Origin of the sequence: Sphingobacterium sp. BIGb0165 (assembly GCF_024810095.1) — a bacterium.
Lineage (GTDB): Bacteria > Bacteroidota > Bacteroidia > Sphingobacteriales > Sphingobacteriaceae > Sphingobacterium > Sphingobacterium detergens.
The window spans coordinates 175761-187876 of the sequence record NZ_JANUEB010000010.1 but is presented as its reverse complement, the minus strand read 5'-3'; the positions used below and the strand labels follow the sequence as shown (position 1 = coordinate 187876).

The window sequence follows — 12116 nt, the reverse complement described above, 5'->3', positions numbered from 1 at the left end:
AGATAAAGTTTCTGATTTCTGTACTGCAAATATCGGGATTTGAACAAAAACTTGTGACGTATGATTATATGAGATAGACTTACAGCATACATTTACACTCCATTGATCTAGATGCTATCGTTCAATATCTTTCAAACTATTCATCTTCTTATATTCCAAGAAACCTTTGATATCCTCAAAGTGCTCACGCACGCGCTTATTTCCAAATTCAAATACTTTTTCTGCTAAGCCGTCCAAAAAGTCACGGTCGTGTGAAACAAGGATCAATGTCCCATCAAAATCCTTTAAGGCATCTTTGATAATATCTTTGGTCTTCATGTCCAAATGGTTGGTAGGCTCATCGAGGATCAATACATTCACCGGCTCCAAAAGAAGTTTTATCATGGCCAGACGAGTTCGTTCTCCACCAGATAATACCTTGACCTTTTTCGTCGTGTCATCACCACTAAACATAAAAGCACCCAAGAGATCTTTCATTTTAACACGCACATCACCTATTGCAATTTGATCGATCGTATCAAAAACAGTCAATTCACCGTCAAGCAATGCCGCCTGATTTTGGGCAAAGTAACCGATCTTGGCATTATGCCCTACCTTCAATGTACCTTCAAAATCTATTTCACCCATAATCGCTTTGATCATGGTCGATTTACCCTCTCCATTTTTACCGACAAAGGCAACTTTTTCGCCACGTTCAATCACCATATTGGCTTTATGAAATACCACATGCTCATCATAAGCCTTGGTAAGATCCTCCACAATGACAGGGTATTGACCCGACCGAGGTGAAGGTGGAAATTTAAGGCGCAAGGCCGAAGTATCAACTTCGTCTATTTCGATAACTTCCAGCTTTTCCAACATCTTTACACGCGACTGCACCTGTAGCGTCTTCGAGTAAGTACCTCTAAAACGATCAATGAATTCCTGATTGTCAGCAATAAAACGTTGTTGCTCCTCATAAGCTTTCAATTGATGCTGACGTCTTTCCTGACGCAATTCCAAATAATGGCTATACTTGGCTCTATAATCATAGATACGGCCCATCGTTACCTCGATGGTACGGTTGGTGATATTATCAACAAAGGCTCTATCGTGTGAAATAACAATGACTGCCTTGGCGGAATTGACAAGAAAATCTTCCAGCCATTGGATACTCTCGATATCCATGTGATTGGTGGGCTCATCCAACAAAATCAGATCCGGCTTCTTCAATAGTATTTTGGCAAGCTCGATACGCATACGCCATCCCCCGGAAAACTCCGACGTCTGTCTGGTAAAGTCAGAACGCTCGAAACCAAGCCCCTTCAACACCTTTTCTACTTCTGCATCGTAATTGACCTCTTCGATCGAATAAAACTTCTCGCTCAGTTCCGACACCCGCTCGATCAATTGCATATAATCATCCGACTCGTAATCTGTACGGATATTCAATTGCTCGTTCAGCTGCTCCAATTCATCCCGCATCCCATAAACCTCCTCAAAAGCCTTCAAGGTCTCCTCAAAGACCGTCACATGATCCTGCGTCAGTAAATGTTGCGGTAGATAAGCAATGACGGCATCTTTTGGTCCCGCCACATTACCTGTCGTAGGCTTACCCACTCCAGCGATAATTTTCAACAGGGTAGATTTACCAGCGCCATTCTTACCCATCAATGCAATCTTATCATTCTCATTGATCGAGAAAGATACATCCGAAAAAAGAGTCGTTCCCCCAAAGGAAACAGAAATATTATTTACGTCAATCACTGTATGTACACTTAAATTTGCCACAAAGATAAGCGAATCAATCTTATAAATATACAATGGATCATTTTTGTGTATCTTTGCGCCATGCGTTTTGATATTATTACGGTCCTACCAGACCTTTTGGAAAGTCCATTTGCACACTCTATTTTGCAACGTGCAAAGAATAAAGGCCTCGCGGAGATATATGTACACAATTTAAGAGATTACTCCACAAATAAGCACAAAAGTGTGGACGATTACCCCTATGGAGGTGGCTCCGGCATGGTGCTACAGATCGAACCCTTCGCCAAGTGTATTGAACAATTGCAAGCCGAACGGACATACGATGAAATCATCTATATGACTCCCGATGGAGAAACCTTCAATCAGGATATTGCAAATGGGCTCTCGACAAAAGGTAACATGATGATTCTCTGTGGTCACTACAAAGGTATAGACCAACGCATCAGAGATATATATGTGACAAAGGAAATCTCTATAGGTGATTATGTGCTGTCCGGAGGTGAACTTCCAGCGGCAATTGTTACAGACGCGATCATCCGCTTGATCCCCGGAGTTTTATCGGACGAAACCTCTGCGCTTTCAGATTCTTTTCAGGACGGATTGTTGGATGCACCGATCTATACACGCCCTGCAGAGTGGAAAGGGCACAAAGTACCCGATATTTTACTCAGTGGACATGAAGCAAAAATTGCTGCATGGAAGGACGAACAACAGCTAAAAAGAACACAAGAACGACGCCCTGATTTATTAAATGATTAAGAAATAAGGGGATTTTTTGTTTTTTTATCACAAAAAGTTTGGTTATTTATTTTTTTTTATAAATTTGTGTAATAATGACACGAAGATATACAAATACAAATTGGTGGTGGCCTGAAGCAATAAGCATCGGGAATCAATTGGTATTGTCATAATATTTCATAATCAACCAAAACCATTTGTGGAAATTCCAAACCCGATGCTAACCAGTATCGGGTTTTTTTTGTATAAAATTTATCATAACGAAGAAAAGAATAAAATGAAGTATAAATTCAAAACACAGAGCAGAAAGTTGCTCGCCGACACAACAACACCGGTGAGTATTTATCTTCGATTAAGGGATATCTTTCCAAATTCACTCTTATTGGAAAGCTCCGACTACCATAGTCGTGACAACAATATCAGCTATATCTGTTGCCAGCCTATAGCAGGGATTCAACTAGATGAGCGAGAGTTAACATTAACCTATCCCGGAAAAGAAAGGATTGTAAAAAATGTACAAGAAATAGAATTACGTCAGGAGGTATCCGATTTCAGGAATTCTTTTGAAGATTCTACGATAGCCGAACTGAACCTAATCTCCAACGGTCTATTTGGCTACTTTACATTTGATTGCATCGAACATTTTGAGGATATCAAACTGACGACACCTGTCGATCCGGCACGAAAAATACCGTTTATGCAGTACCATGTCTATAAGTATGTGATTGCCATCGACCATTTCCGTAATCAGCTTTATATCTTCGAACATCTTTTGGAAGATGAAGAGTCAGAACTGGAACGCATGCAATTCCTGATCCAGAACAAAAACTTCCCAGAATATACGTTCAAATTGGCTGGAGAGGAAAGTTCCAACCGTACCGATGAAGAACATCGCCAATTGGTCAAAAAGATGAAGGAACATATCCAACGTGGCGATGTGTTTCAAATTGTTCCATCCCGAGGCTTCCGAACACCATTCTCTGGTGATGAATTTAATGTTTACCGTGCATTACGCTCCATTAACCCCTCGCCTTACCTATTCTATTTTGATTATGGTGACTTTAAACTATTCGGTTCATCGCCTGAGGCACAATTGCGCATCCATGGCAAACAGGCTACGATCTTCCCGATTGCTGGAACATTCAAAAGAACCGGAAACATGGAGGAAGACCAAAAGATTGCCTCTAGGCTAAAACAGGATCCGAAAGAAACCTCCGAGCATGTGATGTTGGTAGACCTTGCCCGTAATGATCTGAGCAGACACTGTACACAGGTTAAAGTAGAATCCTATATGGAACCACAGTATTACTCGCATATCATCCACTTGGTATCAAAAGTAACAGGGGTATTAAAAGACAATATCAATCCATTCGACATTGTAGGCGACACCTACCCTGCCGGGACGCTCTCTGGAGCTCCAAAACACATGGCATTGACACTCATCGACCGCTACGAGGGATTGCAACGTTCGTTCTACTCCGGAGCTATTGGCTTTATGGGTTTCAATGGCGATTTCAATCATGCCATCATGATTCGTTCATTCCTCAGTAAACAAAACACCTTGCACTATCAAGCTGGTGGTGGAATTGTACTGGACTCTGACCCTGAAATGGAACTTCAGGAAGTCAACAATAAAATAGCTGCTTTGCGAAAAGCATTACAATTAGCAGAAACGTTATGATCAGACCATTAGAATACTGTGTCAATACACAACATATCAATGTTTCGATAGACACCATCGACAACCGCATCGTTGAATTGCTGGCTTTGCGGAAGACCTATCTCAATAAGGCAAAAGTATTGGATGATCATACCGATACCGGGCAGCATATTATTAAAAATATCAGCAGCAATCAGGCGACACTGGCAAAGAAATTCGACCTGCCAGTGGAATTTGTTCAAGCGATATTTCAGGAAATAGATAATTACTTTAATCAGGACTATACAACAAGAGGCTATGAGCAACAATAAAATCGTCGTCATTGACAATTACGATTCATTCACCTATAATTTGGTTCATTTGCTACAGGAGTTGGGACAGGACTATGTAGTGTTGAGAAATGATAAATTCAAACTGGAAGATCTGGAAGCATTCGATAAAATACTTCTTTCCCCAGGTCCCGGGATTCCGGAAGAGGCAGGTCTATTGCTTGAGGTGATCCGCACCTATGCTCCGCACAAAAGTATATTGGGCATCTGCCTAGGTCAGCAGGCAATCGCCGAAGTATTTGGTGGCACACTATTTAATATGGAAAAACCGCTGCATGGGGTTGCTACCAACATTATTGTCACTGATGAATCCGAAAAGTTATTCCAGGACTTCCCGAAAGATTCCAAAATAGGACGCTACCATTCATGGGCTGTGAACAAAGAGACATTGCCAAGCACGCTGAAAGTGACAGCCGTAGACGAGAATGGCATCATCATGGCACTGACACATACGGAGTATGACGTGCGAGGCATGCAGTTCCATCCGGAATCAGTACTGACAACAAATGGGAAAAAATTAATTGAAAACTGGTTATCTTAATACTCAACACAAAAAATGACTATACTCGATAAAATCATTGAACGAAAAAGAATAGAAGTAGAAAAGGTGAAGGCCTTAGTTCCATTCGAAGAGCTGTTGAACTATCCCTATTTCAATGTAGCCTGTCTTTCTTTACGGGAATCTATATTAGATCCTGAAAAAACAGGGATTATAGCTGAATATAAACGAGCATCACCTTCAAAAGGAGATATCAACAGTACGGCAAAAGTCGAAGATGTCGTAAAGGCTTATGAAGAAGCTGGCGCCTCGGCAGTATCTGTGCTGACCGATGGGGAATTTTTCAAGGGCAATCTTGAAGATCTTTCCAAAGCAAGGGAAGCAATTAACATCCCTATTTTGCGTAAAGAATTCATTGTTGACAAATATCAGATTACTGAGGCCAAGGCTTATGGTGCCGATGTCATCCTTTTAATAGCAGCCTGCCTCAAAAAAGAAGAAGTTCAGGAGTTTGCCGCCTATGCACATCAGATCGGACTCAATGTATTGCTTGAAGTACACAATGAACAGGAACTTTTGGATAATCTTTTCGAGGATATTGATGCCATTGGTGTCAACAATAGAAACTTAAAAGATTTTTCCGTAGATCTAAACCATTCGTATGAGCTTTTGGATAAAATTCCATCAGAATATATTAAAGTTTCTGAAAGTGGAATCTCTGATCCCACGACTATTAAAGCACTGAAAAAGGCTGGTTTCCAAAGCTTTCTAATCGGTGAAAATTTCATGAAAACTGAAGATCCGGGTAAAGCGATCAAGGATTTTGTAAAAGAAATTTAGATTTTATTTAAAACAAATCTAAATAAGATTATCTTTGCCCAGTATAAGCAAGGGACTGGTTATTTTGGAAAAAGAGTTTTTTATTATAGATAAAGCAGGTTTTGAGCAAATATATCTTCAACATTGGGAAGGTATGTTTGCCTTTTGCCTGAGCAGTATCAAAGATGAGGAGCATTCCAAGGAAATTGTACAGGATGTTTTCAAATCACTCTGGGAACGACGTGAAGAGCTTCGTCTCATAGAGGTGGAACGGTATCTGATCAGATCAGTAAAGCTCAAAACATTTGAATACATCCGCAATAAAGTATCACGACAACAACACCTGGACAATATTTCAAATACAAGAGAAGAACATTACGTAGATAATTCGCTGATTGCTGATGAACTAGCCAAGAAGATATCAAATCTGATCGATAGTTTGCCCAAACAATGCAAAAATGTCTTCCGCATGAGCAGAGAACAGGGGCTCACCAACAAGGAAATTGCGCATAAGCTCTATATTTCTGAACGAGCGGTAGAATATCATATTTCACGGGCATTAAAAACATTAAAAACAGAACTAACGGAATATATATCCTAAATTTAGCTATACAAAAGAAATCCTGTACTTTTGTCAGGAAGTATATCATATGAAAATAGACCATAAACTCATAGAGAAATATCATTTAGGCCAATGCTCCCCCGCAGAACAACTTCTTGTGGAGGAATGGTTATTGGATGATACACTCGAGTCGGAGCCCTTGCCTATTTCCATCACTAAAAAAACAAAATTAGAAACGGATATCTGGGCCGAGCTGAGCAGCCATATTGATCAGTCCGAAGTCCCAACAATAGTTCCTCCCAAAAAATATAACTTTAAATATATTGGAATAGCAGCCAGTATTGTATTTTTACTCGGTTTTGGCTTTTATCAATTCAGTAAGGATGCCGAAAAAGCTGCCGCCATCTTTGATAACAGAGCAAGTGCTGGACTGAAGTATATTAACCAGAATAGTTACAATATCATCTTGGGTAAAAATGCAAGGGCTGAGATCAATACGGATACTGGAGAATTCAAAACCTCGGGCAATATGATGTTCATTCCCAAAAAAAACTTTGCATTTAGCTTTTCTGGAACAGATAAAAAGAAGGAACTCAAACATGGGGAAACATATTTTGTATTAAAACCACAAAAAAATGGCAAGCAGGTAATAATATCCAAATCGGAACTTACTTTTTTAGCCCCCACAATCCAACACGAACTGAAAATACAATTTAATATCATCTAAATAAGAAAAACCTCAATTAGTCCATACACTCATGCTATCCAACCGCTTCACGCTATTCTTATCCTTGTTATTACTTCATTTAGTAATAAGCTGCAGAACGGAAGATGGGGGGAGAAATATCGACGGGAAGTACAGTCTCTATACGATGAATAAAGATCTCGGAAACACGATCATCACCTCAAATACCGTTGATAGTGGAAATCTAACCATCTCAAAAAATGGCATCGACATTCCGACACAACAATTCGATCGAAGCATCATCGTTAAGGACAAGCATTTTTATTTTTTAAGAGCGGGAAAATTCAGAAAATATACACTTGAATCAAATGGATTAAAGGAAATTGCACAGTTGGCTATGCAAGATCAGCATATTGAGAATATAAACTGGCTTGATCGAGACACATTGTTCCTATTTACTTCGGACAACAAAACAAACCGTCGGCTATGGGTCTATAAAATTACTGTCAACGATTTCAAAATCAACCAACAGCAAGAAGTAAAACTACCTTCAGCCTCAGCAGATTTTAAGATTCTTTCCGTCGGGTTTGGTACCATACATCAACAACGGTTATTGATCGGTTATACCTTTAATAAAGTGATTAACGAGACTGACTTTACCACAATAGATACAATGTATATTGCGACACTGGATAAGACGACTTTACAATTAGAAAATATACAAAAAGATACACGTTCCTCTTACCCCGGAGGAGTCAATACGATTCAATCTTATAGCTTTCATGACGAAAATGGCAATTTCTATTTTATGTCCTGCCCTGGTATCGCACTAGGCAACAGCCCATCAAAACCTACTGCAATTTTCAGAATTGACAGCAATTCCACCCACATCAACCCTACTTATTTTCTCAATCTAACAGCCAAAACGCACAATCATGCTTATGGCTTGTGGTATTTGGGCAACAATCAGGCTATCGTCCGTAGTGAACGTAGAGACCGCTATACAGACTTTAGCGATCATCATTCCACCTATCAATTTGAGTACTATGTGGTCGATCTTATCAGCCAAACTACGACAAAATTAAACCTCCCTTTCGACAAAGGGACACGCAAAGAATCCGTTCTCGTCGAAAATGGGAAAGCCTATATCACAATAGACGATGCAAAGGATCAGCATCAAGTTTGGGTCTATGATATCAAATCAAAAAATATTAAGGTTGGTCTTACCCTAGATCAAGCGACCGATTTTATTGTCAGAATAGATCGACTACATTAAATTTCTAATTGATATTCAGTACATTAAAAAATAATAATTTTTATTTACTTATTTGACCTTCGGTAGATTTAGAGTTACGCAACTTCTCTATGTGTAATTAATCTAAATAAAGTAATGTCAAAATTTAAAGTAGTATGGTTATTCTTTTTCCTAATCATATCATTTCCTTCACAATCCCAACAACTAGCCGAAGTCAAAGGTAATGTTACCAATGCATCAAACGAGCCTATTCATGGGGCAACAATTGTCCTATCAGGTACAAATAAAGGAGCCAAAGCAGACAAAAATGGCTTTTTCAAAATAAGCGGAATCTCTTTCGGTAATCATCAGGTTACAATTTCCGCGGTCGGATATCAGACTATAAATCGGTCAGTAACCTGTAGTAAAAATGTTATTGATCTATCCGGAATACAAATGACCCCAGATCAAAAAATCATGGCGGAAGTTGAAGTTATAGGTAGATCCACGACAAGTGAAGTAACACGACAACCCTACAACGTCTCTGCAATAGATGCAAAAAAACTGTATAATACAACTTTAGATATCGGCCAGGCACTTAATAGAGTCTCGGGTGTACGTTTGAGAGAGTCTGGCGGTGTCGGATCAAATATGTCTTTTAGTATTAACGGATTTTCCGGCAATCAGGTGAAATTATTTCTGGATGGTATTCCGATGGACAATTTTGGTTCATCCTTTCAATTGAATAATATCCCGATCAATTTTGCCGAGCGTGTGGAAGTGTACAAAGGCGTTGTTCCGGTATGGCTGGGTGGCGATGCTTTAGGTGGTGCCGTGAATATTGTCACCAAAAATGAACCCGGTAAGTACCTTGATGCTTCTTATTCTTATGGTTCCTTCAACACACATAAGACTGCGGTAAATGCAGGATACATCTCGAATAACGGATTAACGATGACCTTATCGGCCTTCCAAAACTATTCGGACAACAATTACTGGGTGAATGTCCGGACGGCTGATTTTGACACCGGAAAATATACCAATGGAAGAAGAAGACGTTTCCACGATACCTACCGAAATGAAACTATGGTTTATAATATCGGAGTCTCCAACAAGAAATATGCAGATCAGCTACTTTTTGGAATAACACTGGGTGAAAACAAAAAAGAAATCCAGACCGGAAACCACATGGACGATGTTTATGGAGGCAGAGAAGCCTTGGGAAATATCATCCAACCCAGTGTAAAATACATCAAAAAAGATCTATTTGTAAAGGGATTAGATGTCAATATATTTGGTCGATACAACCTCGGTAAAGAACGCAGCCTGGATACAGTGAATAGAAGATTTACCTGGTCCGGAGAAAGTGAACCCAAAGACAAAAATAATCCTAATGCTCCCGGAGGCGAAAACGAACTACGCGACTATCGTTTCAACAATAACAATGGCAACTTCATTGCAAACCTCTCCTATGCGATCAATGAAAAACACCATTTTATGGTCAATCACCTATTGACAACGTTTGACCGCAAAGGAAAAGACAAATATTACCCAGATCTCGAAATCAACAAGTTGCCACGAAAAACAACAAAAAATATTACCGCACTAGGTTATCGTACCAACATAGCCAATCAATGGGATTTAAATGTATTTGTAAAAAATTACAACCAAAAAGGTAAGTACTTTGAAGAAGTCAAGAAAAATGAAATCTACAAAAATGTAGAAACGACAGTCAATAAATTAGGCTATGGTTTTGCGGCTTCCTACTTTGTCAATGCCAATTTACAATTGAAAGCTTCCTATGAGAAAGCTTCCAGATTACCTGAAAACAACGAATTATTTGGCGACGCACAAGACCTGAGCGCAAATCCAACACTTAAACCAGAAAATAGCCATAACATCAATGTCGGCCTTTCCTACACAAAAAAATGGAATGTAAATAATCATATCATCATCGATGCTAACTATACCTATAGAAATGCAACTGATTTTATAAGACTCTACATCAGCCCATTAAGCTCAAACAACAAAAGAGAGAGTAAATACCTCAATTTAAGGAGTGTACTCAATAATGGAGTAGATCTTAATCTAAAATATTTCTATAAAAATCAGTTTTCAATCGGCGGTAATCTAACCTACCAAAATATAATTAATAATACGAAATATGAGCCCGGTCAACTCGTAGAAAGCAGCGTTTACAGGGATCGCATGCCTAATATCCCATATTTATATGGTAATGCAGATGCTGCCTATTATTTGCACCACTTCGGAGGTAAACATAATACATTGACGATCGGTTACAACCTCCAATATATCCATGCCTTCTTTTTGGATTTTCCAAGTTTGGGCACACCAGCACAGCGTTTCATTATTCCCAAACAACTATCCCATGATGTCAACATTGTCTATGCGATGGCATCGGGAAAATACAATGTTGCGCTGGAATGTAATAACCTAACCGACGCAATACGATACGACAATTTTGAAATGCAGAAACCTAGTCGGTCTTTCAATGTCAAATTCAGATACTTTATACGCAAAAAATAACACACAATTTATTAAATAACTCAAAATGAAAAAGTCAAATTACTTAAGATTGCTTACAGTAGCCTGTGGCGTATTAACAATTACCGCTTGTTCAAAGGACAAGCCTGTTGAAGGAGGAGAAGATTCAGGAAACTCGAAAAAGAAGGAAAAATTTGTCTTTATCGTAACTGGTCAAGGGAGCTCGGAGTCAGGTTCATCAGGTACTTATATTGTTACTACGGATGATGTTAGCCAAGGTAATTTAAGTATTGTAGGTAACGGCATGCCAGCAACAGAATTCTCTTTTATCAATCAAAACAACCATGTTTTTGGTCTGACATACGGTGGACAAGGGCCTATCACTCCTTATGCTATTGATGCCAAAGGCGATCTGCAAAGACTTAAAGATGATCAGGTAAACGCTGAAACCGCAGGTATCTATGGTAATTTCGGTGATAAAAATGTGATTTTAGGGACAACCAACAGAAGCATGGTAAACCCTGTTGCGACGCTAAGAAACTATGATGCTCAAAATTTCTCCATCGCCAACAAAAACACGGTCGATCTTTCCAAAGTATTGGGCGGGAAACGCATGGCGATCTGGACAGGTGTATTTCAAGTAGGTAATAAAGTCTATATTCCGTTTCAATCTGGAGATGGTTCAAATAACTGGGGCGGAGATTTTACGACGACAGATACTACCTATATCGGTATCTTCTCTTATCCTGAACTTAAATTTGAAAAAACAATCCGTGATGGAAGAGGTTCCCATATCGGAAACTGGTTTGCTCAACAAGGTTTAGCAGTAGACGATAAGGGCGATGCATATGTATGGTTCTCGGCAAATGAAGCATCATTGGCTACAAAAAACAAATCTGGATTCCTGAGAATCAAAAAAGGAACGGATGAATTTGATAAAGATTACTATTTCGATATCGAATCTCTTGGAAAGGGTAAAATAGCAAGAGGTAGTTATCTCAAAGACAATAAATTTTTAATGACGATCTACAACAAGGGTGAACAGTCCGAAGGTGTAGGCGGTGGTCTTGTCAAATTATATATCGTAGATATACAGACCAAAAAAATGACAGAAATCATAGAGATTCCTTCACATGAACAACAAGGTTATAAAGATGTCGTATATGTTGACAAAGGTGGCGCTAAGGCTTACTATACCTGTCAGGATAAAGACGACAAACAATATTACACCTACATCATTGATATCAACAACGCTACAGCAAAAAGAGGGTTGAAATTTACTGGGATATCCCAAGTATCATCAATGAGCAAAATCAGTTATTAATCATCCGCAATG

11 protein-coding genes are annotated in these 12116 nt (G+C 39.1%); 10 read left to right on the top strand and 1 reads right to left on the bottom strand.

Annotated features, from left to right (window positions below; translation table 11 throughout):
- Positions 1 to 114 precede the first annotated feature (114 nt).
- Entirely contained in the window at positions 115 to 1746 is a 1632-nt protein-coding gene (locus tag M2408_RS22325; protein WP_310447554.1) for an ABC-F family ATP-binding cassette domain-containing protein, read from the bottom strand.
- Between the two features lie 84 nt (positions 1747 to 1830).
- Here M2408_RS22325 and trmD point away from each other — a divergent pair, with 84 nt between their 5' ends.
- The 10 genes from trmD (at position 1831) to M2408_RS22275 (ending at position 12104) form a co-directional block, all read left to right on the top strand.
- On the top strand, positions 1831 to 2508 hold the full coding sequence (trmD, locus tag M2408_RS22320) for a tRNA (guanosine(37)-N1)-methyltransferase TrmD (RefSeq protein ID WP_120261795.1): 678 nt from the start codon (positions 1831 to 1833) through the stop codon (positions 2506 to 2508).
- A gap of 256 nt (positions 2509 to 2764) precedes the next feature.
- Complete coding sequence (locus tag M2408_RS22315) at positions 2765 to 4168, top strand: anthranilate synthase component I family protein (RefSeq protein WP_259186758.1); 1404 nt, start codon at positions 2765 to 2767, stop codon at positions 4166 to 4168.
- Entirely contained in the window at positions 4165 to 4458 is a 294-nt protein-coding gene (locus M2408_RS22310) for a chorismate mutase (RefSeq protein WP_259186756.1), read from the top strand. The genes M2408_RS22315 and M2408_RS22310 overlap by 4 nt, the downstream gene beginning before the upstream one ends.
- Positions 4445 to 5017 carry an aminodeoxychorismate/anthranilate synthase component II gene (locus M2408_RS22305; protein WP_259186755.1) on the top strand — a complete coding sequence of 191 codons (573 nt, stop codon included), beginning with the start codon at positions 4445 to 4447 and terminating at the stop codon, positions 5015 to 5017. The genes M2408_RS22310 and M2408_RS22305 overlap by 14 nt, the downstream gene beginning before the upstream one ends.
- A gap of 15 nt (positions 5018 to 5032) precedes the next feature.
- Complete coding sequence (gene trpC, locus M2408_RS22300; protein WP_259186752.1) at positions 5033 to 5815, top strand: indole-3-glycerol phosphate synthase TrpC; 783 nt, start codon at positions 5033 to 5035, stop codon at positions 5813 to 5815.
- Positions 5816 to 5849: 34 nt separating this feature from the next.
- Entirely contained in the window at positions 5850 to 6395 is a 546-nt protein-coding gene (locus M2408_RS22295) for an RNA polymerase sigma-70 factor (protein WP_259186751.1), read from the top strand.
- Positions 6396 to 6444: 49 nt separating this feature from the next.
- Positions 6445 to 7083 (top strand): hypothetical protein, encoded by a 639-nt coding sequence (locus M2408_RS22290; RefSeq protein ID WP_259186750.1) that lies wholly within the window; start codon positions 6445 to 6447, stop codon positions 7081 to 7083.
- Between the two features lie 145 nt (positions 7084 to 7228).
- A complete protein-coding gene (locus M2408_RS22285) occupies positions 7229 to 8317 on the top strand; it encodes a DUF4374 domain-containing protein (RefSeq protein WP_259186748.1) in 1089 nt (362 codons plus the stop codon).
- A 114-nt stretch (positions 8318 to 8431) separates the two neighbouring features.
- Positions 8432 to 10822, top strand: a complete 2391-nt coding sequence (locus M2408_RS22280; protein WP_259186747.1) for a TonB-dependent receptor — start codon at positions 8432 to 8434, stop codon at positions 10820 to 10822.
- 25 nt (positions 10823 to 10847) lie between these two features.
- Positions 10848 to 12104, top strand: a complete 1257-nt coding sequence (locus M2408_RS22275) for a DUF4374 domain-containing protein (protein ID WP_259186745.1) — start codon at positions 10848 to 10850, stop codon at positions 12102 to 12104.
- The last annotated feature ends 12 nt before the right edge of the window (positions 12105 to 12116 follow it).

Excerpts from the sequence above, each read along its gene's own strand:
- trmD (WP_120261795.1), top strand. The coding sequence starts at position 1,831 with ATGCGTTTTGATATTATTACGGTCCTACCAGACCTTTTGGAAAGTCCA.
- M2408_RS22315 (WP_259186758.1), top strand. The coding sequence starts at position 2,765 with ATGAAGTATAAATTCAAAACACAGAGCAGAAAGTTGCTCGCCGACACA.
- M2408_RS22310 (WP_259186756.1), top strand. The coding sequence starts at position 4,165 with ATGATCAGACCATTAGAATACTGTGTCAATACACAACATATCAATGTT.
- M2408_RS22305 (WP_259186755.1), top strand. The coding sequence starts at position 4,445 with ATGAGCAACAATAAAATCGTCGTCATTGACAATTACGATTCATTCACC.
- trpC (WP_259186752.1), top strand. The coding sequence starts at position 5,033 with ATGACTATACTCGATAAAATCATTGAACGAAAAAGAATAGAAGTAGAA.
- M2408_RS22290 (WP_259186750.1), top strand. The coding sequence starts at position 6,445 with ATGAAAATAGACCATAAACTCATAGAGAAATATCATTTAGGCCAATGC.
- M2408_RS22285 (WP_259186748.1), top strand. The coding sequence starts at position 7,229 with ATGAATAAAGATCTCGGAAACACGATCATCACCTCAAATACCGTTGAT.
- M2408_RS22280 (WP_259186747.1), top strand. The coding sequence starts at position 8,432 with ATGTCAAAATTTAAAGTAGTATGGTTATTCTTTTTCCTAATCATATCA.
- M2408_RS22275 (WP_259186745.1), top strand. The coding sequence starts at position 10,848 with ATGAAAAAGTCAAATTACTTAAGATTGCTTACAGTAGCCTGTGGCGTA.